Source organism: Nocardia sp. NPDC051787, from assembly GCF_040681325.1.
Lineage (GTDB): Bacteria > Actinomycetota > Actinomycetes > Mycobacteriales > Mycobacteriaceae > Nocardia.
In genome coordinates, this window is sequence record NZ_JBFAYO010000022.1 from 106,307 (window position 1) to 126,864 (window position 20,558).

General features: G+C 65.3%; 19 protein-coding genes and 6 pseudogenes. 14 read left to right on the forward strand and 11 right to left on the reverse strand.

Annotation, left to right across the window (positions count from 1 at the left end; all coding sequences use genetic code 11):
* Positions 1-38: 38 nt before the first annotated feature.
* Positions 39-257: pseudogene (locus tag AB0M45_RS23100) on the reverse strand (ANTAR domain-containing protein); the annotation flags it as partial.
* 230 nt (positions 258-487) lie between these two features.
* Between AB0M45_RS23100 and AB0M45_RS23105 the strand changes: the two are divergent.
* Positions 488-766, forward strand: coding sequence for a hypothetical protein (locus tag AB0M45_RS23105; RefSeq protein WP_040779098.1), 279 nt, complete (start codon positions 488-490; stop codon positions 764-766).
* A 60-nt stretch (positions 767-826) separates the two neighbouring features.
* On the opposite strand, the gene AB0M45_RS23110 is transcribed toward AB0M45_RS23105, so the two are convergent.
* The 4 genes from AB0M45_RS23110 to AB0M45_RS23125 form a co-directional block, all read right to left on the reverse strand.
* Positions 827-1,027, reverse strand: coding sequence for a hypothetical protein (locus AB0M45_RS23110; RefSeq protein WP_364332713.1), 201 nt, complete (start codon positions 1,025-1,027; stop codon positions 827-829).
* 172 nt (positions 1,028-1,199) lie between these two features.
* Positions 1,200-1,661, reverse strand: a complete 462-nt coding sequence (locus AB0M45_RS23115) for a MerR family transcriptional regulator (RefSeq protein WP_364332716.1) — start codon at positions 1,659-1,661, stop codon at positions 1,200-1,202.
* Positions 1,662-1,670: 9 nt separating this feature from the next.
* Complete coding sequence (locus AB0M45_RS23120; RefSeq protein ID WP_364332719.1) at positions 1,671-2,222, reverse strand: class I SAM-dependent methyltransferase; 552 nt, start codon at positions 2,220-2,222, stop codon at positions 1,671-1,673.
* Between the two features lie 73 nt (positions 2,223-2,295).
* Positions 2,296-3,054: an NAD(P)H-binding protein gene (locus AB0M45_RS23125; protein WP_364332722.1), complete on the reverse strand. Its 759-nt coding sequence runs from the start codon at positions 3,052-3,054 to the stop codon at positions 2,296-2,298.
* Between the two features lie 1,023 nt (positions 3,055-4,077).
* Here AB0M45_RS23125 and AB0M45_RS23130 point away from each other — a divergent pair.
* Both AB0M45_RS23130 and AB0M45_RS23135 read left to right on the forward strand, forming a co-directional pair.
* On the forward strand, positions 4,078-4,839 hold the full coding sequence (locus tag AB0M45_RS23130; protein WP_364332725.1) for a hypothetical protein: 762 nt from the start codon (positions 4,078-4,080) through the stop codon (positions 4,837-4,839).
* Positions 4,840-5,020: 181 nt separating this feature from the next.
* Positions 5,021-5,590, forward strand: a pseudogene (locus AB0M45_RS23135) (phosphoribosyltransferase); the annotation flags it as partial.
* On the opposite strand, the gene AB0M45_RS23140 reads toward AB0M45_RS23135, so the two are convergent.
* Both AB0M45_RS23140 and AB0M45_RS23145 read right to left on the reverse strand, forming a co-directional pair.
* Positions 5,571-6,674, reverse strand: coding sequence for a CapA family protein (locus AB0M45_RS23140; RefSeq protein ID WP_364332728.1), 1,104 nt, complete (start codon positions 6,672-6,674; stop codon positions 5,571-5,573). The pseudogene AB0M45_RS23135 and the gene AB0M45_RS23140 sit on opposite strands and share 20 nt — an antisense overlap.
* Positions 6,675-6,731: 57 nt before the next feature.
* Positions 6,732-7,262 carry a hypothetical protein gene (locus tag AB0M45_RS23145; protein WP_364332731.1) on the reverse strand — a complete coding sequence of 177 codons (531 nt, stop codon included), beginning with the start codon at positions 7,260-7,262 and terminating at the stop codon, positions 6,732-6,734.
* 519 nt (positions 7,263-7,781) lie between these two features.
* On the opposite strand from AB0M45_RS23145, the gene AB0M45_RS23150 reads away from it, so the two are divergent.
* Together AB0M45_RS23150 and AB0M45_RS23155 are read left to right on the forward strand one after the other, a co-directional pair.
* A complete protein-coding gene (locus tag AB0M45_RS23150; RefSeq protein WP_364332734.1) occupies positions 7,782-7,916 on the forward strand; it encodes a hypothetical protein in 135 nt (44 codons plus the stop codon).
* A pseudogene (locus tag AB0M45_RS23155) lies at positions 7,897-8,574 on the forward strand (Tn3 family transposase); the annotation flags it as partial. The gene AB0M45_RS23150 and the pseudogene AB0M45_RS23155, both read left to right, overlap by 20 nt.
* Here AB0M45_RS23155 and AB0M45_RS23160 read toward each other — a convergent pair.
* On the reverse strand, positions 8,538-11,216 hold the full coding sequence (locus AB0M45_RS23160; RefSeq protein ID WP_364332737.1) for an excinuclease ABC subunit UvrA: 2,679 nt from the start codon (positions 11,214-11,216) through the stop codon (positions 8,538-8,540). The pseudogene AB0M45_RS23155 and the gene AB0M45_RS23160 sit on opposite strands and share 37 nt — an antisense overlap.
* A gap of 170 nt (positions 11,217-11,386) precedes the next feature.
* Between AB0M45_RS23160 and AB0M45_RS23165 the strand changes: the two genes are divergently transcribed.
* The 4 genes and pseudogenes from AB0M45_RS23165 (at position 11,387) to AB0M45_RS23180 (ending at position 13,294) form a co-directional block, all read left to right on the forward strand.
* Entirely contained in the window at positions 11,387-11,773 is a 387-nt protein-coding gene (locus tag AB0M45_RS23165) for a VOC family protein (RefSeq protein ID WP_364332740.1), read from the forward strand.
* A 90-nt stretch (positions 11,774-11,863) separates the two neighbouring features.
* Entirely contained in the window at positions 11,864-12,259 is a 396-nt protein-coding gene (locus tag AB0M45_RS23170) for a nuclear transport factor 2 family protein (protein WP_364332743.1), read from the forward strand.
* 73 nt (positions 12,260-12,332) lie between these two features.
* Positions 12,333-12,757: pseudogene (locus AB0M45_RS23175) on the forward strand (PPOX class F420-dependent oxidoreductase).
* A gap of 81 nt (positions 12,758-12,838) precedes the next feature.
* The gene (locus AB0M45_RS23180; protein WP_364332746.1) at positions 12,839-13,294 is read left to right on the forward strand and encodes a MarR family winged helix-turn-helix transcriptional regulator; all 456 of its coding nucleotides are present in this window, start codon (positions 12,839-12,841) and stop codon (positions 13,292-13,294) included.
* Between the two features lie 74 nt (positions 13,295-13,368).
* Here the strand turns inward: AB0M45_RS23180 and AB0M45_RS23185 are convergent, their stop codons facing one another.
* Positions 13,369-14,730, reverse strand: a complete 1,362-nt coding sequence (locus AB0M45_RS23185; RefSeq protein WP_364332795.1) for a hypothetical protein — start codon at positions 14,728-14,730, stop codon at positions 13,369-13,371.
* On the opposite strand from AB0M45_RS23185, the gene AB0M45_RS23190 reads away from it, so the two are divergent.
* Positions 14,650-14,952, forward strand: coding sequence for a hypothetical protein (locus AB0M45_RS23190; RefSeq protein ID WP_364332749.1), 303 nt, complete (start codon positions 14,650-14,652; stop codon positions 14,950-14,952). The two genes, AB0M45_RS23185 and AB0M45_RS23190, sit on opposite strands and share 81 nt — an antisense overlap.
* A gap of 261 nt (positions 14,953-15,213) precedes the next feature.
* Here the strand turns inward: AB0M45_RS23190 and AB0M45_RS23195 are convergent, their stop codons facing one another.
* Positions 15,214-16,293, reverse strand: coding sequence for a hypothetical protein (locus tag AB0M45_RS23195; protein WP_364332751.1), 1,080 nt, complete (start codon positions 16,291-16,293; stop codon positions 15,214-15,216).
* Positions 16,294-16,681: 388 nt separating this feature from the next.
* Here AB0M45_RS23195 and AB0M45_RS23200 point away from each other — a divergent pair.
* The 3 genes and pseudogenes from AB0M45_RS23200 to AB0M45_RS23210 form a co-directional block, all read left to right on the forward strand.
* Positions 16,682-17,022 (forward strand): annotated as a pseudogene (locus tag AB0M45_RS23200) (recombinase family protein); the annotation flags it as partial.
* A gap of 113 nt (positions 17,023-17,135) precedes the next feature.
* Positions 17,136-17,252 carry a TetR family transcriptional regulator gene (locus tag AB0M45_RS23205; RefSeq protein ID WP_364332798.1) on the forward strand — a complete coding sequence of 39 codons (117 nt, stop codon included), beginning with the start codon at positions 17,136-17,138 and terminating at the stop codon, positions 17,250-17,252.
* A gap of 136 nt (positions 17,253-17,388) precedes the next feature.
* Positions 17,389-18,535 (forward strand): annotated as a pseudogene (locus AB0M45_RS23210) (oxygenase MpaB family protein).
* 37 nt (positions 18,536-18,572) lie between these two features.
* Here AB0M45_RS23210 and AB0M45_RS23215 read toward each other — a convergent pair.
* On the reverse strand, positions 18,573-19,289 hold the full coding sequence (locus AB0M45_RS23215; protein ID WP_364332754.1) for an MBL fold metallo-hydrolase: 717 nt from the start codon (positions 19,287-19,289) through the stop codon (positions 18,573-18,575).
* A gap of 419 nt (positions 19,290-19,708) precedes the next feature.
* Between AB0M45_RS23215 and AB0M45_RS23220 the strand changes: the two genes are divergently transcribed.
* On the forward strand, positions 19,709-20,485 hold the full coding sequence (locus AB0M45_RS23220) for an MHYT domain-containing protein (RefSeq protein WP_364332757.1): 777 nt from the start codon (positions 19,709-19,711) through the stop codon (positions 20,483-20,485).
* Positions 20,486-20,558 lie beyond the last annotated feature (73 nt).

Genomic DNA, 20,558 nt, shown 5'->3' on the forward strand with positions numbered 1-20,558 from the left:
GCGCGTGGCCTTGCTCGACCCGCGACCAACTCGTCTGCTCACGCCGTCCACAGGAGTTGGTCGAGGCGGCTGCGCAATTCGGTGGTCACCGCCGCCGGGCAGACGGACGGCAGTTCGGCGGCCACTCTGGCGGCGAGAATCCGCAGCTTGGTATTGGTTTCCTGGGACCGTACCCGCAGCAGGGTGAACGCTTCCCCGGCGTCGATTCCGTAGGCCAGCATCACCGCGCCCTTGGCTTGCTCGATCACCGCCCGCGCGGCCGTCGGGTCCAAGTCAGCGGCCGGCACGCTGTCACCGTCGTCGCTCACACTCGTGCACTACCCGTCCGCGGCGATCTGACACCGATTCCCAGCTAACTCTCGACCGGCAGCGGGTTGCCCTCGTCCGTCCGGAGGGTTGACGGATACTCCGCGGATCGCGATACTTCGATCGTCATAGCGATTGCGTATAACTTGTCCAGCCGCAACGCGACGGAGACAGATCAATGATGATCCATACGGCAGTCGAAGCGTTCCTGATGGCTCAGGTGGAGGATCCCGTCCCGGAAGCTCCACCCAATTCGGACAAGATCCTCCAGCTGCTCCGGTACTTCACGTGGTTCGTGATTCTCTCCGGCGTCACCGGAATCATGTACGCGGGAGGGAAATTCGCCTGGGAGAAATGGCAGGGCGGTCCACTCGCGTCGGCGAAAATGGTCGCCGGCGGCATGCTCGGCGGCGTCATAGCCACCAGCGCGGGGACGATCATGAACGCGCTGATCGGCTGAGCCGCTCGCTCGGCTGGGTAGAGCCGAATGCGGCTCCACCCAGCCGATGGGTGTTCGCGATTACTCGGTGACTTCCAGTTCCACCAATTGACCTGGCGTGAACGACTTTTCGCGCCGATTGGTCTCCACGCCGAAAACCGCGACCACGAGATCGCCGCCCGGCTGGACCACTCCCGCTTGGGTGAGGGTGCCATACCCGACGACCGATTCGCCGATGTGGTCGGCGAGTTCTGCCGCAGGGATTCGAATTGTCTTGCTCACGGGGCACCTCTATCGAGTCGAAGTGTCACTCTTGGCTGTGTGACTGTTCGCAGAACTCGATCCTAATCGGGAAAACGTGCGCAGAACCCCCGTCTCGTCACCGAATCGCCTGCCGTCGCCCGGATCGCCGCAAACTCAACCGTCAGAGCGGAAATCCGTGCGCCATAACGATTTACACTCGGCGCCTTGATCGGTTCGTGACTCCCGAAGGCTGCTGCGCACCGCCTGCTACGGTCGCCAGCGCTAACGCGTCGGCGACCTTCGCCCGGAAGTGCGGGCAGCCGCGGAAGTCCTCGGCGTCGCAGTCCAGCGCATGCGAGATGGTCTCGAGTGCCGCTGTGGCCTGGGCGATGTGGAATACGAGCTGGTCGCGGTGCGCACGCAGCAGAGCACGACGAGCGCTCCGGTCGGAGGCTTCGGCGAAGAGCGTGGCGAGCTCGTCCAGCGACAACCCGACCTGCTTGCCCAGCAGGATCATCGCGACCGTCTCCGCGTCGTCGTCGCGATATCGGCGGCGGCCAGCGCCATCTCGTCGCGGAGCGAGCAAGCCGGCGTCCTCCCAGTGCCGCAGCACGTGGGTGGCCAGGCCGAAACGTGCCGCGAGTTCGCCGATCGATATGTCGCCGCCCGCCATACCCGCACTCTAGGCGGCGTGAGCGGTGAATCGCGCATACAGCCCGATCGGATGTCGCCGAGGACGCGCCGTTTCCCGGCGCACCGTCGCCGCCGGGAACGAATCGCGCAACGCGCTCAAGGCGGGCGCCGCGGGCACGAACCGGAAGTCGTAGATCGCCACGGTGCCGCCGGGCCGCAGCACTCGCGCCAGCTCCGCGATCGACCGGTGCATCTCGGGCCATTCGTGCAGACTCAGGCTCGACACGACCAGGTCGAAGCTGTCGTCGGGGTAGGGCAGCGCGCCGACGTCTCCCACCGAGAACTCCGCTCGGCCGGCGAGAGTTCGTTCGGCGATTTCGATCATGTGCGGCGACAGATCCACGCCGTGCAGCCGCAGGTCGGGTCGTCGAGAACACAATCGCGCCAGCAACTTTCCCGGTCCGGTCCCTACGTCGAGCACCCACGCGCCCTGGGCCGTCGCGGCGTCGACATCGGCCGCGATCAGCCGGTACAGGCCACCGAGCAGCCGAGTGGCCCGCCGGTCGTAACCACGGCTCTGCTTTTCTCCGAACGTTGTCATGATTCCCCTTTTCTTCACGGTGCCCACAGCTTGCGAGTTGAGGTCGACCTGAAGTCAAGGGGAGTCGTGACCTCTACTGTTGCGCCGGATACTTGTGGTCGAGCCACTCCTCGAACGTCGGTCCGGCGAGTACGGCTTCGGGACCGGGCAGCAAGGCGCCACGGGCCTGCAGCTCGTGATTCGGGTCGTCGACGTCGACGATTTCTTCCACATGAGCCGGTTTGCCTTGTCGCGCGGCCAATTTCGCCACGGCTGCGGCGAGCTCCAGTTCATGCGGCCCGGCGATCTCGATCATTGCGGCGCCGCTGTCCTCGATGGCCACTTCGGCCAGCTTCTCCGCGACGGCGCGGGCAGCGACGAGCTGAGCCCGGTACTTCGGGACGTAGGCCGTGTCGCCGCGAGTGGTCCAGTCGAGCATCATCTCGGTGAATTCGTGGAATTGGGCGGCACGCAGGATCCGCACCGGCACCGGGCCTTCCCGGTAGGCATGCTCCTGCGCCAGCTTTCCGGCGTAATGCCCGGCCGTGAACTGATCGATCCCGATGATCGAGACCAGTGCGATTCGCCGCACCCCCGCGGCGGCCGCCGCGTGTTGCACGTTCCGCGCGACGCTGCGGAAGAAGTCCGTCACCGCCGCCGTTTCGGTGGTCGTCGCGTTGACCGAGTCGATGACGACATCCGCCCCGGCCAGCGCCTCTGCCAGCCCCTCTGCCGTGTAGACGTCCACGCCTGTCGCTCGGCTGACCCCGAGCACCTCGTGGCCTTGCTTCGTCAGCACGTCGGCCACCTCGCGGCCGATCCGACCGCTTGCACCGACAACCGCGATTCGCATCGCAACCTCCTCCGTGTGGATTGTCCGGCGAGTAGACGACGCGCGGACGCCGAGTGTGACATCTCGTACGGAGGTGACCTGAATACAGTGCGAGCGCCCGGTGGGCGAGAAGAAGATGGGTTGGCGATCGGGATACTGGGGCCGCTACGGCTGGTCGCGACGCGACATCCAGATCGTTGACTCCGCGAAAGGCGGCTCACCGCCGAATTCGGCTCGAGCACGCCGGAAAGGTTGCCGCCCGCCGGAGTACGGTTCGAGCGGCGGGTGTTCGTTTCGGTTTCGATCGGCAGCGTCGCCGCCTCGGCTGATCGATGGACGGCGACAGCTGCTGGGCTGTGCCTCCTTACTCATCTGGTACGGACCTCGAATTCAGTGAAACAGGCCACCTATGTGGCCCAGCAAATGGCCTCAGATGCACCACACAACGCTACCGAGAGGAAGGCAGACAAAGACCGAGCCGAAAGCCGGCGTCGCCGCTTCGGATGGCGTTTCGGCGGAAGCGGCGGGACCTGCGATAAGGCCCAATGAGAGAACCATGGCGGTTGCGGCGCAGATTTTCGTGATTCTGGTGGACATTGTGATCCTTCAACTTGGGTGAACTCTTACGTCTGACTCACGGATTTCATGGTTCACCCTATGGACGGCGAGCGCTAGGCAAGGAAACGTCAAGTTCCGTCCTCCGGAGTAACGGGGAGATCACCCCGGGTGGGTTTTCCGGGGCAGCGACCTCGAAGAACCGGGCAAAAAATACCGCTGGTCCAGCAATGTCCACGAAAACCGTCGGCAATGCATGAGGCGAGTTACGCATCAGGATCGGTGCGCAATAGAGATCCGCCCTTATCGGCATGTAGTCGCCGCCCCGCGACGGGACCGTGCACGCACAAGTGAAGTCGCTGCGGACCGACCGAACCCGTTCTCCCATCGCGGCGAACTCGGCTGGGTCACCCGCCTGTGGTGCAGCCTTCCCACTGGAGGTGAGTCACCGAACGAACTCCGATACCGCCCCGACCATAAACTGGCGCTATGGTGCAGCCAACTCCCTGGGGGGCGAACGAAACCCAGGATAGGACCGGCACGCCGGAACCAGGGGCGAGCGGCACCGGGCCACACGGGCCGAAGGCCTATCAGGTCGCGCTGCGTGGGCACTGGGGCTATGTCGCCGCGGCGGTTGGCAACTTGGTGACGCTCGTACTGCTGTTCCAGGCGTGGATCACCGTCAGAGGTCCCGACGGCAGAGTCACCGTCAATGCCTTCGGCCGGATGCAGATCACCACGGTGTACCTGAACGTCTGGTCATCACACAGACCGCGCGCCGCGCAGATCACCGGGTTCTGGGCCATCCTCGCCAGCGCGGCCATCGTCATCACCGTCTTGGCGGTGTTGATCAATTTGCGGCTTCGTATCGAGGCGATCACCCGCCTGGCGTTGTTCTCCTCGCTGGCCACCGCGTTGTTCGTACTGATCACCGTGCTCCACATCAACAGCAAAAGCGCCGAGTTGAAGGGGATGGTCTCGCGCACCTCGGATCTGGGCGGTCAGATCGGATCGTTCATGAACTGGGCCTTCGGCAACGGCAAACTCGCGGTGCCCGGCATCGGGCAGGTCGCCTACACCTCCGCGACTCTCACACACTGGGCACTGCTTGCCGGCTTTACGGCGCTGGGCTCCGCCGTCGCCGCTGTCGCGCAGTGGGTCCGCAGCGATTCGACGGGTCTTTTCCGCATGCCGTGGCGTGTCCAGGTGATCACATCGAAACCGTCTCCGGAGGCCGACCCCGCGGACTGACCAGGGGCAATTGACGACGCCTTCCGCCCCCTCTTGCGCACGACCGGCCTGATCGGGTACGCCGGATACAGGAGGTGTTTCGATGTCGTCCGCACCTTATCCCCTGACGCGGACAGAAGAGGTCATGGTGCCGCCGGAGTCCATCCGTCTGGCGGGGGTGCTGGCCGTCCCGCAGGACTGCACCGGACTGATCGCCTTCGCGCACGGCAGCGGTAGCGGCAGGCACAGTCCGAGAAATCGGTTCGTCGCCGAGGTCCTGAACCGGGCGGGGTTCGCAACAATGCTGGTCGACCTGCTGGCCCCGGACGAGGAGGGGGTCCGCTCGCGGGTATTCGACATCGAGTTGCTCGCCCATCGCCTCGTCGAGGTGACCCGCTGGCTGCGGACGCGCCCGGAACTGACCGGACTACCCACCGGCTACTTCGGAGCGAGCACCGGCGCCGGTGCGGCGCTGTGGGCGGCCACCGAACCCGGCACCGAGATCGCCGCCATCGTCTCCCGCGGAGGTCGGCCCGACCTGGCCGGTCCGCGGCTGGCGCTGGTCCGTGCGCCCACTTTGCTCATCGTCGGCGGCGACGACCAGTGGGTGCTGGAGGCCAACCGGGCGGCCCGGCTGCGGATGCCGTGCCCGAGCGAGGTCGATGTGGTGCCCGGCGCGACACATCTGTTCGAGGAGCCCGGTGCGCTGGAGCAGGTCGCGGATCTCGCCCGCGACTGGTTCCACCGCCATCTCACCGTTGTGCGGCGTTGAACACGACGGGGAAGTCGTCCGGACGCGACGCCACGCGGGTTCCGAAACCACGGCTGATGTGCGCCATCAACTCGCACAGCCAGTGCGATTCGCCGCGGGCGGCCCACTCGAGACGCATGTGCCGTTCGCGCAGCGGAATCATGCGCAGCTCCACCGCGTCGGCATCGATGGACACGAGATACAACAAATGCAATTCGGTGCGGTACCGTTCGTGGCCGCTGATGCCCTCATAGTCATCGATGACGTCGCCGCACCCGTACAGAATAGGTTTGCCGCGGTAGATTTCGATCGGCCGGGGATGGTGTGCGGAATGTCCGTGCACGACGTCGACCCCGGCATCGATCAAGCGATGTGCGAACTGTTTTTCGCTCAGCGCTACTCCGTAACCCCAATTCGGTCCCCAATGGACGGAGACGATCGTGATGTCGTGGTCACGCTTGTGCGCCAATACTTTTGCGGCTACCGCATCGGCGGCACGAGCGCTCGGTGATTCGCCGACCCGCCACAGCCCTGGCCGGTTGTTACGCGCCGCCCAGAATTCCGGAACCCCGCTCGATCCACCGGCGACCGAGACGATCACCACCCGATGTTCGTGGCCGAGTTCCACTATCGCTGGGGCTTGCGCCTCGTTCAGATCCGCGCCAGCCCCGGCACGGCTGATGCCCGCGGTATCGAGCGCTTCGAGCGTGTCGACCAGCCCCGGGATACCGAAATCCAGGACATGATTGTTGGCCAGAGCGCAGACGACCGGCGCGATCGCGGTCAACACCGGCACGTTGTCCGGGTTCATCCGGTAGTGGACGCCTTTGCCCGGCGCGAAGGCGCCGTCCGCGGTGATCGAGGTCTCCAGGTTGATCAACCGCACCTCTGGGTCGACCTGCGCGAGGAGCGAAAGAACATCACCCCAAGGTCGGCGGAAATCGACAGGGTAAGCGAACGCGCCATTCGCGCGCTCGGCCAACGCGACATATGTGCGCGCATCGTCGACGCACCGTTCGCGCAGCGTCGGTTCGCCAGGATGCGGCAGAATCTGATCCACACCCCGGCCCAGCATGACGTCGCCGCCCAACAGCACCGTCGCCATACCACCATTGTCGATCTTCTCCCGGCTATGCGCTTCCCGCGGATTCGCGCGGGTGGATCAACGGTTGGTCATCGAGAGCAGCTGTTGCGGGTCGTCGGCGTAGACCGTGGCGATGACGTTCGCGCGGGCGGCGAGATCGCGGGCGAGGTCCCGGATCTCGGCCGGCACGGTGGGGTCGTTGTCGATGCCGATCAGCAGATCCCGGGTATGAATCGCCGTCGCCTGTGCGCAGTGCCGCAAGCGCGCCTTGGCCACGGTGTCGAGCGCGGCGGGGCTGAGGTAGCGCTGAATGTGCTCGCCGCGGTCGGTGACCTGGTTGACAACCGATTCCGTGGCCGCGTCGGTGAGCCACCGCTCCGCGTCGGCCGTGATTTCGAAAACGAGATCGTGGTCTCGGATATCGGTTGGATTCAGGGAGGTGGTCAGCAGGGCCATGCTCGCTCGGCCGATCGCGAGGAATCCGCTCATAGCGTGGGCGAGCAGGACATCCGGGTTTCCTGTCGGCAACTGGTGTAGGCGTTGCCCGACGACGGTGACCCAGCAAGCGAGATGTTCGGCTCCGGTGTCGATCGACGTCGCTGTCGGCATAGCGCGACCATACGCTGTTACCCGGGCGAGACATACAACGAAACGCTGAAAGTTCGCCAGATGTCGTAGCAGTGAGTTGCGCATGGACCGGCCGCGCCGAACGGTTACTCGCTACCAGCATTTCGAACCTGGCAATCGTCCCAGCGAGTGATGCTTTCCCTACGCATCGTCGGCCTTTCAGCTGACTGGGGCGACCCGCTCGGCGTCTCTTCCGCGCGTCCCGAGGGTGTCAATCCGAGGTGACGGGGGCCCGACCCTCTAGCCCGAATGTTGCTGAGCGTGCTGCCGTGCGGTTTCTCGCGCGCCGAGCGGAGAGCGTGCGACACGTCCGCCAGTGATTCATTGACATAATGCGACGATATTTCTATCGGGGGTCCCGGTAGTAATCGCCGAAAATCCAACGACGTTCGGGATGTGCACCGGTAGAGGGTAATTCAGCGGTTCCGGATGCGGTGTGAGGTGGTTGGTGCTCGGCTTGGCTGCCGATGAGGTTGGTCGGTGTGCCGGAGGGCTGGGTTCGTGGCAACGCGGGTATTCGCGGATGAGGAGTTGCAGCGACTTCGGGAGTTCCCCGAGATCAGCCGCGAGGAGCTGTTCCGGTATTTCACCCTCAGTCCAGCTGATGTGGCGTTAGCTCTCGCCGCGCATCCGTGATCTGGGCCGCATCACCCTGTACCGGCCGGGCGCGCGCGCCGAGGCGGAATCGCGGTTTCCGCACGCGGGAGGTCTGCTGACGCGGAAGCTGAATCTGGATCTGATCGCCGCGCATTACTACGACCTGCTCCGGTTGGCCGGTTCGCTGAAGTTCGGGCACGCCACTGCATCACTGCTGGTCGGCAAGTTGTCGGCGTCCGGGAGGCAGAACGCCCTCGCCGCAGCGCTCAAGGGGTACGGGGCATTGCGCAGAACGATTTACGCCGCGAAGTACCTGTCGGATCCGGACTATCGGCGCAAGATCTCCCGCCAGCTCAACAAGGGCGAATCCCTGCACGCCCTGCGGCGGGATCTGCTCTACGCCCACGAGGGCATGATCCGCGCCCGGCACCTGGAGTCCCAGACCGAACAGGCGTGGTGTCTGACCCTGGCCACCAACGCCGTGATCGCCTGGACCGCAGAGTATTACGGGCTGGCTGTGGAGCAGATGCGCCGCGAGGGGCGGCGCATCGATGACGAGGTGCTGGCCCATATCAGCCCCGCGCACAGCGCTAGCAGCAACTTCTTCGGTGCGATCGAGGTCGACATCGACGCTGAACTCGCCCAGCTCGGACCGACCGGTTACCGGCCTCTGCGGGTGCGCGACACCCTGTTCTGAGGGTTCGATGCCGACCCCGACCGGGTCGCTTCCGCCGCGGCATGACCAGTCGGCTGTGCATGAAGGTGGTCGGTGAGGTAGCGGCCGGTGATGCTGTGGGGGTTGGCGGCGATGTCGTTGGGGGTTCCGGTGGCGATGATGCGGCCGCCGGCGGCGCCGCCGTCGGGTCCCATGTCGATGATGTGGTCGGCGTTGGCGATCATGTCGAGGTCGTGTTCGATGACGATGACCGTGGCGCCGTTGGTGTTGAGGCGTCCGATGACCCTGAGCAGGGTGCGGATGTCGAGGGGGTGCAGCCCGACGCTGGGTTCATCGAAGATGAAGAGGGTGTCGGTCTGGTCGCGGCCGAGTTCCGTGGCGAGTTTGAGCCGTTGGGCTTCGCCGCCGGACAACGCGGGGGTGGCTTCACCGAGAATGAGGTAGCCCAGGCCGAGGTCGATCAAGGCCTGTAGCCGGGTGCGGACGCGGCGGATGTCGCCGGTGAGTTCGATGGCTTCGGTGACGGTGCGAGTGAGCAGGTCGGGTAGGGAGATTCCTTCCTCGTCCGGTGCGTCTGGGGTAAGGCGCAGCATTTCGCTGGCGGTGGGTGCGTAGCGGGTGCCGCCGCATTCGGGGCAGTCGATGTCGACGTCGGGCAGGAACTGCACGTCCAGGGAGACTTGGCCGGCGCCTTCGCAGCGGGGGCAGCGCAGCGAGCCGGTGTTGTAGGAGAAGTCCGCGGCGGTCAACCCGGCTTCGGCGGCGGCGGGGGTGGCGGCGTAGGCGCGGCGCAGCTCGTCGAGGACGCCGCTGTAGGTCGCGACGGTAGAGCGGACATTGACCCCGATGGGGGTGGCGTCGACCATGTCGACGCGGGTGATTGCGGGAGCGTCGATGGTGGTGACGTGGGCGGGCAGTGCGCTGCCGGCGAGGTGGGCGTCGAGGGCGGGGACAAGGCTGTCGAGGATCAGGGTGGTCTTGCCCGAGCCGGAGACACCGGTCACCGCGGTGATCCGTCCCTGCGGGATGGTGGCGTCCAGGGCGTGGACGGTGTGCAGGGGGCGGGTCGACAGCTGGATTCGGCCGTGCTCGAACATGTTCTCGGCGCGGGCGCGGGAGCGCACGACGACCGGTTCACGGCCGGTGAGGAAACCGCCGAGCAGCGATACCGGGTCGTCCCCGAGGGCGGTGGGGCTGCCGGTGGCCAGCACCCGACCACCTTCACGGCCGGAGCCGGGGCCCATCTCGATGAGCCAGTCGGCCTGGCGCAGGAGTTGGACGTCGTGGTCGACGCAGACCACCGAGTTGCCCTCGCGCAGCAGATCGCGCATGACTCCGAGCAGGCCTTCGACGTTGGACGGGTGCAGGCCGATGGAGGGTTCGTCGAGGACATAGAGCACCCCGGTGGTCTGGTTACGCACCGCGCGGGCCAGCTGGACACGTTGGCGTTCCCCGGTCGACAAGGTCGAGCTCGCCCGGTCCAGGCTCAGATATCCCAATCCCAGATCGAGCAGACGCTGGGCCATCTCGACGAGCTTGTCGACGAGATTGCGGGCCATCTGCCCCATCTCTGGGGGCAGGGTGTTCTCGAGGGTGGGCGCCCAGGCGGTGAGTTCGTCGAGGGTCTTGGCGGTGGCCTGGGCGAGGTTGATGCCGTCGACCTGCGATTCGAGAGCCTTGTCGCTGAGGCGGGTGCCACGGCAGGCTGGGCAGGTGTGGGTGCTGATGAACTTGTTCACCCGGGCCAGGCCGCGCTCGTTGATGGCCTTGTCGAGTGCTTCCTGCACCGCCAGCACCGCGTTGCGGTAGGTGAAGTTCATCTCGAACAGCTTGCCGTTCTTCGTGGGAACCTTGATGTGGCGTTTCTCGGCCGGTCCGTGCATCACGATGTCGTGTTCGGTGGCGGTCAGCTCCGTGTACGGGACATCGGTACGCACACCCATCTCGGCGACGACCTGCGGCATCACCGTCAATCCGAACATCGACCACGGAGCGACCGCGCCCTGGTCGATGCTCCGCGACGGGTCGGGCACCAGGGCCTGCTCGTCCACCTCGCGCACCACCCTGGTCCCCGAGCAGCGTGGGCATGCACCGTCGGAGTTGAACGCGAGGGATTCCGCGCCCGGTGGATAGAAGGTGGCCCCGCACACCGGGCAGGTCAGATCGCGGTTGAGCGCCACGTCGATGGTGGGGTCGAGACGATGCCCGTTGGGGCAGCAGTGCGATCCGAGGCGTGAATACATCAGCCGCAGCACGTTGAGCAGCTCGGTCGAGGTGCCGAAGGTGCTGCGCACCCCGGGCACACCGGGGCGCTGCCGCAACGCCAACGCCGCGGGCACGTGCTCGACACTGTCGACCGCCGCGCGTGGCGCCTGCGCCATGCGCCGGCGGGTGTAGGTCGACAACGCCTCGAGGTAGCGGCGCGATCCCTCCGCGTACAACACTCCCATCGCCAGCGACGACTTACCCGACCCCGATACTCCCGCCACCGCGACCAGTGTGCGCAGCGGCACCGTCACGTCGATGTCGGCGAGGTTGTGCACCTTCGCGCCGTGGACCTCGATCGCCAACGGCTGATCGGGGCGCTCGATGCGCGCTCGATCCGATGAGCTCACCGGCAGGTGGTGGCCGTCGGTGTCGGTGCGTACCTCGTCGCTTGTCATCGTGCCTCCTTCGGCGGGCAGGGAATCACGTTCGAGCCCGTACTCGCTGTCGCCGGCGACGTGACCGGGAATACACAAACATGGAAGTTGCTTCCATGGAATATAGTTTGCTACGGTTGCCCTCGCAACCCACGAGGGGTGCATCCCGAGACGAGACAGAGTGGAATCCCATGAGTGTTCCCGCCATCAACTCGGTCGCCTGGTTCGAGTTCGGCACCGACAAGACCGAAGAAGTGAAGAAGTTCTACGGCGAGCTGTTCGACTGGAACTTCAAGCTCAACACCGATTTGCCGGGCGTGAACTACCACGCCGTACTCACCCGGGGCACCCCGCAGCCCACCGGCGGCATCTTCGAATCCGGCGGCAAGTTCGCCGACTACGCCATCTTCTACGTCCTGGTCGCCGATGTCGCCGAAACCATCGACCGCGCCATCAACCTCGGCGCCGAAGTGCTCATGGAACCGGTCACCGACGCCGCCGGGGTCACCTTCGGCCGCCTGCGCGACAACACCGGCAACCACTTCGGCGTGTTCTCCATGCCCGCCCCCGCGAACTGACCGAACACAACCCACGGCACATGGCGGCCGCCGCCCGCCCACAGCAGTCGCCCCGATACCCGTAGCTCAACCCACAAGGAGTGAAATCGCATGAGCAACACCAATATCGACCTCGCCCACACCTACTTCCAGGCCGTGCAGAACGGTGACATAGCCGCCCTCGGCGATCTGCTGGCCGAGGACATCGTCTGGCACCAGCCCGGCGCCAACCAGTTCTCCGGCGACCACAAGGGCCGCGACGCGGTGTTCGCGATGCTCGGCGCCATGATGGCGGCCAGTCAGGGCAGCTTCGCCATCGACACCATCCACACCCTCATGGGCAACGGCAACCTCGTCGCGGCCACCCTGCACTTCTCGGGCCGACGCGATGATCTGGCCATGGCCATGGACGGGGTGGATCTGCTGCGCATCGCCGACGGCAAGATCGTCGAGATGTGGCTGTTCTCCGCCGACCCGGCCGCCGAAGACTACTTCTGGGGTCGCTGAACCCGCCCGCCCATCATCTCGCGGACGGGCGCTTCCTCCTCGACACCTGCCGAAACGGAAAGAACGGGTCTCTATGCCAACTATGACCGACCAACAGTGGCGCGCGTTCATCTCCCACGGAACGCGCACCGGCAAACTCGCCACCGTCACCGCCGACGGCGGCCCGCACATCGCCCCGCTGTGGTTCGCCCTCGTCGGCGACGACCTCGTCTTCCAGACCGGCAAAAACTCGGTCAAGGGCCGCAACCTCGCTCGCGACCCACGCTTCGCCCTATCGGTGGACGACGACCAGCCCCGTACGCATTCGCCGTCCTGCGGGGCCATGTCACGATTTCCGAGGACCCCGACGAGGTGCGGTATTGGGCCGGGCGCCTGGGCGCGCGTTACATGGGCGAAGACCGCGCCGAGGAATGCGCCGACCGCAACGGCGGTCCCGGCGTGGTCGTCGTCCGCGGCCGCATCGACAAGGTCACCTCCTTCGACGGCGTCGCCGACTGACAGAGCTCGCGGTGGGCTTGCCGCCCGCCAGGTGGCGGCATCCACCGCGAGCACCACCACCACAGACCAACGGAAATAGTGATGATGACCGATCTGAAGTCGCTGTACGACAACCTGATCCGCTACGAGATCGAACTGTGGAACGCTATCGACGCCACCCTGCGCGCCGAATGCGATCTGCAGCTACCCTGGTTCGAGATCCTGCGATTGCTGGCCCGACACGGCAGCAGCCGGGTCCAGGACATCGCCGCAGAGTTCTCCATCACCGTCGGAGGCACCAGCAAAGTGGTCGACCGTATCGAAGCCGCCGGTCTCTGCGCCCGCCGCGCCAACCCGAACGACCGCCGATCCTCACTTGTCGTCCTCACCGCCACCGGGCAACAGATCCTCGACCAAGCCACGACCATCTTCGACCGCGAACTTGAAAAGAGGATCGGCGTGGTCCTTGACGAACAGACGATCCAAACGGTCACCACAGCCCTCACCGCGCTCCGCGCCGCCGGGCACACGCTCGACACCAACCGCAAATCCGCCTAGACGAGGAAGCTTGAACTCCGGTCAGCGGTCGTAGACGAAATCCGTCCATGGGTACCGGCGGCAAGCGCCGCCACTCAGGTTCCGAACTCCTGATGCAGTTGCGGCAGGAACCGCGACAGGTGATGCATCTCCTGTCCGCAATGCAGCAGCAGCTCACGTGCGAGGTCGGTACCGACCCTCAGGTCTGCCGGATCGGCGACCGCTCCTCGTTGGATCGCGCGGCCCGCCTGGGCGGGGTCGGGAATGTGCAGGTCGTAGATGTTGAGGTAGAAGCGGCTGCGCATCTCGCACCCACCGTCGATCGGGCGGACCTGGTGGGCAAGCCACCCCAGATCGACCGGCGCCACCGCACTGCCGACCCGTGCCAGGATCACCGTCTGACCAACCGGGACCGCGAACCCGTGAGCGAGGGGATCTTTGAACGCGATGGCGAGTTGCTGCAGTTTCGGGCCGACATACTCATCGACATAGGAGATGTTGCCGATGTACTTGTCCCGGTCCGAGATCGGCTCGGCCGAGCGGTCCACGGCCTGGCTCGCATACATGTGCGCGTCGGGATGCCAGAGCTTGTAGCGCGCCGACTCGACCGAGTACCATCCGAACCACCAATCCCACATCGCCGCGGTGGCTCCCGGCATCGGCGTGTGTACTGCAACCCACACAACTCCAGTCGTGGACTGCCCGTATCCCGTTTCCACCGCAGAGTAGCCATCAGCAGCCAGATCGCTTGTCAGCAAAGAGAACTCCGGAATCCGAGCCGGTGGTGTCGGCGGCCTGATGTACTTGGCCGCCACCGACTCCAGAGGCGGATCGGTGCGGGTTGCCATGAATCGCGCATACGGCTGCGCGGCGTCCTCGGCCGTATACCCGTGATAGCGCAGGTTGGACCGGTCGTCGGTGGGGGCGGCCGCAGCACGTGGCGCGGCCAGCCCTGCACCCGCTGCGGCAGCCAGTGAGAAAAAGCTGCGTCGCCCGACTTTCCTATCTCTCAACACATGTTGAGAGTAGGCGGTGTCCTGATGGGAATCGGGTGGTTGGCTACATTCTGTGACGTGGCACAACAGCGCACGCCGCGGCGCGACTCCGAGCAACGGCGCAGGCAGATTGCCCAGGCTGCCCTGCAGGTACTGGGCGATGCTGGAGTTCGCGGGCTCACCCACCGCGCTGTCGACAGCGCAGCCGACCTCACACCCGGGTCGGTCAACTACCATGCGCCGACCCGCCAGCGACTGCTCGAACTCGCCCTCGACGAACTCTTCACCCAAGACATGGCGGTCGCACAGCAACATTTCCTCGCGCGAAAGATCTGGTCGGCCGCCGACCTGACCGAGGCGTTCGTCGCCTTCATCGCCGCGATGACCGAACCCGCAGCCCAATTCCGCGTCATCGCACGCCACTACCTGCTCAGTGAAAGCCACACCAACCCGGCATTGCATGACCGATTCGAGCAGCAACGGGGAGCGTTCATCGAGTTGGTCCGAACCCGATTCGCCGCAGCGGGTCGCCCAGCCACCGTGGCAGCCGCCGAACACTACGTCATCCTCGTCGACGGCCTCATCCACCGCCAAGTCCACTTCGCGCGATCAGCTTTGGACCAGGCCGCCATCCGCTCCGTCATCGACATGGCCACCACCACACCGGCCCGCCAGCACCACTGACCAGCCTTCGGCCTACTCGCCCAGAACCCCGGCTTGTCAAGAACTGTGTGACTCGCAGCGCTATGTGTCGGTGTTTTCGCGGTGTTAGGCGACGCGATGACGAGGGTGCTACGGGGCCAGGCGCCGGCATGGGTGAGGTACTGCTCCGGCTACCGATGCCACACCGAGCGCGACGCCGCAACTGGCGCCGATATTCGGCGGTCCGATTACCTACCGAACGTCGCTCGACGCGGCATCAAATATGTGCGTGTCCGGCTCGGCTCAGATGTGTTGAATCCCCCACTGCACGAGCTTTCCAACAGGCACGTCCCATGCCCGCACCGCTGAGTTGGGAACGAATGTCGTGATCTCCGGAATTCCGTCGAGTTCCGGGACCGTGGCGAGAAAGTGGAGATAGCTGCCATCTTCGAGCCGGGTCGAGAAGGGTTGATCGGGATCATCGGGTTCGGCGTCGAACGTCAACTCGGGCTCAGCGGCGAGCCTTGGCTCCAGCCGGTCCTCGACATGGGTGAAAGAGGCTTGGGTGAGCCAGTCGCGTTGTGGCTGCTCCGTGGAGAAGTCGTCGATCGTGGAGAAGCAGAGAGTTGACCAGTCGTCGATATCGCTTGCTCGGCATTGGTTGGCCAGTGCGGCGATTCCGAAATCATGCATTTCGGGATCCGGATGGCCCACAGCCAGGGCGACATGGCCGGCGTAGATGTCCTGACCGTCGGCGCCGAAGCAGCTCAGGGCGGAGTCCACCGCGCTGGCGAATCTGCGGTACTCGTCGGGTGTGAAGAATTCACACCAGTAGGGGACCCTGCCTCCTGGTCCACACGGGTCGTCGGGCACCTCCGCGCGCCCGGCTATCTCGCAGGCGTCCAGCAGCGGGATGGCGGATTTCTGCAGGGTGCCCCGTTCTCGATCTCGGACCAGCTGGCGCAGAAAGAATTCCGGGATCACACCTGTCCTGAACTCCGTTGGGGTGTTGGAGCGGATAACCGTGGTGCGGTTGTAGGGGTTGAGGTCGTCACCTCCACGATCCTGATAACCCCATCGGGCCGGCGCGACACGCAACAGGACTTCACCGATGTATCGCACCGTACCGGTGGTGAACTCCGCGTTGTCCTCGACGCCGATGGCAGCCTGGTCTGGATAGCGGGCGAGCACGATCGGTTCCAGCGCGTCCAGGGAGTCGAGGGTGAAGTCGAAAGGAAAGTCTGCGGGCAGGTAGGAACGGCGCCACTGCTCCAGCGCACTTCCCATGCTGGCCAGCCATCTGTCCAGAAAGACGCGTGCCGGCTCGGTCATGTTCTTGCGGTCCTCGGCCATGTACGCCTCGGTGTGGTTATGTTCGTGCACGATGTACATCCTGGTGCGCTGTTGTTGGGATCACAATTTTGAGGAGCACGCTCGCCTATCGCGCAAGACGTACGTTGGGCGGCGCAAGAGCCGCGTGTACTCGGTCTTTCCTCCCGGTTGCCGACCGATGCGCCGTGCCTGGCGACTGCGCGGGTATGCGCGGTCAAGTCCGGCGGTGAGGCCGCTCCGTCTCATGAGCAACACCGGGACCCCCACCCCGACTCGTACGCCTCTCTGTCGTGGCCCGCATACATGCGGCATCCTGAGTCGGTAGCGATCGTTGGCGAGACAACCCTCGCCGCCCCGCGTTTCCGCAGGCCAGACCTGTAAAGGTTGCCGTGTACGCACCAACGTCAACCTGTCTGGGGTTCGCAATATACTCCGCCCCATGCGAATCGGCTACGGACGGGTCTCCACTCGCGACCAACACCTCGAAGCCCAGCACGACGCCCTCACCGCAGCAGGGTGCGAGCAGATCTTGAAGTCTCCGGCAAACTCGCCTCCCGCCCCGAGTTGACCAAGGCGCTGCTGGTCGCCAACCGGCCCGAAGACCGACTGGTGGTGACCAAACTCGACCGGCTCGGCCGGTCCCTTGAGCACCTGATCGAGCTGTCCAAAACCTTGCAGGACCGAGGCGTGGACTTGGTGGTTCTGGACCAGGGCATCGACACCTCCACCGCCGTCGGCCGCATGTTCTTCCAAATCCTCGGCGCGATTGCCGAATTCGAACATGCCCTGATGAGCGAACGCACCCGCGACGGGCTGGCCGCAGCCCGTGCCCGCGGACGTACCGGCGGCCAGAAGCCCAAACTCGGCCCCGCCAGGTCCAGCTGGCCAGGCAGATGTACGACGAACGCGACAAACTCGGCAAACACCGCTACACCGTCGACCGGATCGCCGCCGAATTCGGCGTCACACGCCCCACCATCTATCGGCACCTCAGTAAGACGACCCCATAGCCAAACCACACCGCGCCTGACCAGGAACTACCAGAACTTCGTTGGATTTTCGGCGATTACTACCGGGACCCCTATCGTCGATGCACGACGTTGCTCGCGACGCACTGGTCAGCGCAAGCTCAAAGGAGAGCTACAAATGAACCGAGCAGTTCCGCTGCGCCACCCCGCCGCACCGCGCGGCGTTCCTGGCCTACGGCCGTTCGCGCTGCTGTTGCGGCTCGGCAAACCATCACCGGAGCAATGGCGCGACCTCGGTGCGGCGCTGCTCATCGCGAATCAGCCGATGGACGATCTGGTCGATTGGATGTATCGCGAGGGCATGGCCCGTACTCGCCCGATATTCGAGCGGGCGCTGCACGGCGGCATCGACAGCGTGCCGGACGCACCGGATCCGTTGTGGGCGTTCTTCGTTCGGGTGGAGATGCCGCCCGGCTGGCTCGACCGGGAGAAGATCGCGCATGCGGAACGAGTGTTCCGAGTGGGTGGTGCGGACGGGCTGTACATCGCTCGAGACGGGCCCTGCCAAGCGGTTCGCCGAAACACTGCAGTGGGCGCTGGATGTCACTTCCGACGGCGGAATGTCGCCACTGGGTCGCGGCTATCGGTCGACGGTGCATGTGCGGCTCATCCATGCCCTGGTGCGTCGCCACGTAGCGGCATTGCCGGACTGGCGCGAGGAGGAATGGGGCCTGCCGATCAACCAGACCGACATGGCCGCGACGCTGGTCGGTGCTTTGATCGCGCCGTTCGTCGGAGCACTGGCGATGGGGTTGCTTTCCACTCCCCGCGATCTCGACGCCGCCGCACACCTCACCCGCTACGTGGGTTGGCTGCTCGGTGTCGAAGACCGATTCCTGCCCAAGGGATTTCGGGACGCCGTCCGAATCTTTTACCACAGCCTCACGGCGATCACCAATCCCGACGAAACCACACCCCAGCTGGCGGTTCCGATGGCCGATGATCCACTCGGCTGGCACTACCGTAACCTCCCCGTGCTGCGCGGCCGAATCGCCCGTGCCCAGCATCTGTCCATCGCCAGCGCATTCCTGGGACCGTCAGCGATGCGCCAACTCGGCCTGCCCGCCTACGTGCCGCCGTGGTACCCGCTGTTACGAATCCCGGTGAACCTCATCCGCTCTGTATCGGCCCGTGCCCTTCCCGGCGGGCTGGATCGTGCCGCGACCCGAGGGCGTCGAAAGCAGGAGGCATTCTTGCGAACCCTCATCGGCACCGACGCGGCAGTGATCGGCGCCTCTGCTCAGCATGTCGGCAATGCCGCATGAGGGTCCGGCGGGTATGCGTCCAGGAGCGTCTCGGCGATCAGGGGTTCAAGCGGTCCTGGTAGAGGGTGGCCAGGTTGCGCAGTGCCGTGGCTCCGTCGCCCGTGAAACTGGACCCGTGCATGATCGCCAGCGTGGTGGGTTCCAAGTCCGCCAGCCGATTCAAGGTCGCGGGCACCGCGGGCCCCAATGAAGTGGCGTGGAAAACGTCCTCCGCGACGCCCGCCGGTTCGACCAGATCAGAGTCGGTCAGCGCGGGACCGTTTCCCAGCTGGGTCATCAGGTCACCGCAGAACAGCACATCGGTGGTCTCCTCGTACAACACACGCGCCTCCCAGTTGTGCGGAGCATGCGGGGTGTCCAGATGCCGTACGCGCCGGTCACCTAGATCGATGACCTCGCCATCGGCCAACCGCCGCGGCAGCCGATCCGCCATATCGTCGATCGAGACGAGGCAACCCAGCTCGCCATGCGCTATTTGCGCGTGCGGTGCGGTGGCGAGGAAAAGGTTCATCGCCCCGCACTCGTCCGCCTCCACGTGCCCGAAGGTGATCCAGCGCAACCGCTCGACCGGCATGATGCGCGTGATCTCCGCCGACACCAAGGGGAACAACGCCCGCATTCCGGTGTGGAACAGCAACGGTTCCTGGGCGTCGATGAGGAACTGATTGAAGGTGAAGCCGCTCGGTCCGACCTCCGGGATGAAGGTGGAGATGCGATAGATCTTGTCGGCTATCTCGTCGGTGTGGGTTTCCATGAGAAGTCCCTGCTCGTGCCGTCCTCTCTATTGTCGTCGACCGCGGACTCGGGCACAGCGAATTTGCAGCTTATTCCCGCTTTGCATGCCGCGGTTGGCGGGCTGGCCGACCTCGGGGGCGGCTGGCCCGTCGTGCGCGGCGCAGGTTCTCAACGCCTTTGCGGTTGAGCAAAGGGAGCGTCGGAAACCGGATGAAGCCGATCGATAGCTGGAGGCCGCAGCCTGCGGGGAGATCAATCGCGGTAGATCAGGGCTGGTGTCACACCCCCGGTGTCCAGCGCACTTCCCGCTACGGGGAACTCGTCCTATGAATATTTAGAGGGTAGTTGTACTCTAAATTACCTACCTGCAGATTCACCATGTGAGGTTCGTGCATCGTCGTGCCGACGGTGTCGAATCTATCCAGCGAGGGAGGTCGTGTGCTGGAAATCGACCACTTCAGTCACGGGTGGCTCACACCCGCGGTTGCGTATGTCATGTCGTTCACCGGTTCGTTGCTCGGGCTCCGATGTATGGCCAGGGCCCGCAGCGGGTCGGCTCGTGACGGCTGGCTCATCGCCGCGGCGGTCGCTATCGGGGGTACCGGTATCTGGGTCATGCATTTCATCGCGATGCTCGGTTTCGCCATCGAGGGGGCGTCGATCCGTTACGACGTGCCGATCACCCTGATCAGCGCATTGATCGCCATGGCGGTGGTGTGGGTCGGATTGTGTATCGCCCAGCGGCGGGCGCTGGGGCCGCCGGCACTGTTCATCGGCGGCGCGATCACCGGCGTAGGCGTGGGCGCCATGCACTACTCGGGCATGTATGCGATGAAATCCGACGCGGCGATCGGCTACGACTTCTGGATCGTCGCCCTGTCCATCGTGATCGCCGTGGTCGCCGCGACCGCCGCGCTGTGGTTCACGCTGCACGTGCGCGGAACACTCGCCACCATCGGCGCGGCGCTGGCGATGGGGCTGGCGGTATCCGGGATGCACTACACGGGCATGTTCGCCATGCACGCACGCGAGGCCCAGCACCTGCACCCACCCACGGGTGCCGGTGCGGCGCAGCTGCTGACTCCGCTGATCGTCAGCATCAGCCTGGTCACCGTGATGCTGCTGCTGCACCTGGGAATCACGGATGTGAACGAGGAGCCTGCCTACACCTCGCGCGGATCGCACTCCGACACGTACTGGCCGACCCGCGACTGAACGAACGGCGGCCACGGTATCGAGCCGCTGGTCGAGATCGCTGCACTCGCCATGCGGTGGCGGAGCCGTCGAT

Bases quoted from the DNA above. Each gene is read 5' to 3' on its own strand.
- AB0M45_RS23105 (WP_040779098.1), top strand. From the start codon at position 488: ATGATCCATACGGCAGTCGAAGCGTTCCTGATGGCTCAGGTGGAGGAT.
- AB0M45_RS23115 (WP_364332716.1), bottom strand. From the start codon at position 1,661: ATGGCGGGCGGCGACATATCGATCGGCGAACTCGCGGCACGTTTCGGC.
- AB0M45_RS23120 (WP_364332719.1), bottom strand. From the start codon at position 2,222: ATGACAACGTTCGGAGAAAAGCAGAGCCGTGGTTACGACCGGCGGGCC.
- AB0M45_RS23125 (WP_364332722.1), bottom strand. From the start codon at position 3,054: ATGCGAATCGCGGTTGTCGGTGCAAGCGGTCGGATCGGCCGCGAGGTG.
- AB0M45_RS23130 (WP_364332725.1), top strand. From the start codon at position 4,078: ATGGTGCAGCCAACTCCCTGGGGGGCGAACGAAACCCAGGATAGGACC.
- AB0M45_RS23140 (WP_364332728.1), bottom strand. From the start codon at position 6,674: ATGGCGACGGTGCTGTTGGGCGGCGACGTCATGCTGGGCCGGGGTGTG.
- AB0M45_RS23145 (WP_364332731.1), bottom strand. From the start codon at position 7,262: ATGCCGACAGCGACGTCGATCGACACCGGAGCCGAACATCTCGCTTGC.
- AB0M45_RS23160 (WP_364332737.1), bottom strand. From the start codon at position 11,216: ATGACAAGCGACGAGGTACGCACCGACACCGACGGCCACCACCTGCCG.
- AB0M45_RS23165 (WP_364332740.1), top strand. From the start codon at position 11,387: ATGAGTGTTCCCGCCATCAACTCGGTCGCCTGGTTCGAGTTCGGCACC.
- AB0M45_RS23170 (WP_364332743.1), top strand. From the start codon at position 11,864: ATGAGCAACACCAATATCGACCTCGCCCACACCTACTTCCAGGCCGTG.
- AB0M45_RS23180 (WP_364332746.1), top strand. From the start codon at position 12,839: ATGATGACCGATCTGAAGTCGCTGTACGACAACCTGATCCGCTACGAG.
- AB0M45_RS23190 (WP_364332749.1), top strand. From the start codon at position 14,650: ATGACCGAACCCGCAGCCCAATTCCGCGTCATCGCACGCCACTACCTG.
- AB0M45_RS23185 (WP_364332795.1), bottom strand. From the start codon at position 14,730: ATGCAATGCCGGGTTGGTGTGGCTTTCACTGAGCAGGTAGTGGCGTGC.
- AB0M45_RS23205 (WP_364332798.1), top strand. From the start codon at position 17,136: ATGTACGACGAACGCGACAAACTCGGCAAACACCGCTACACCGTCGAC.
- AB0M45_RS23215 (WP_364332754.1), bottom strand. From the start codon at position 19,289: ATGGAAACCCACACCGACGAGATAGCCGACAAGATCTATCGCATCTCC.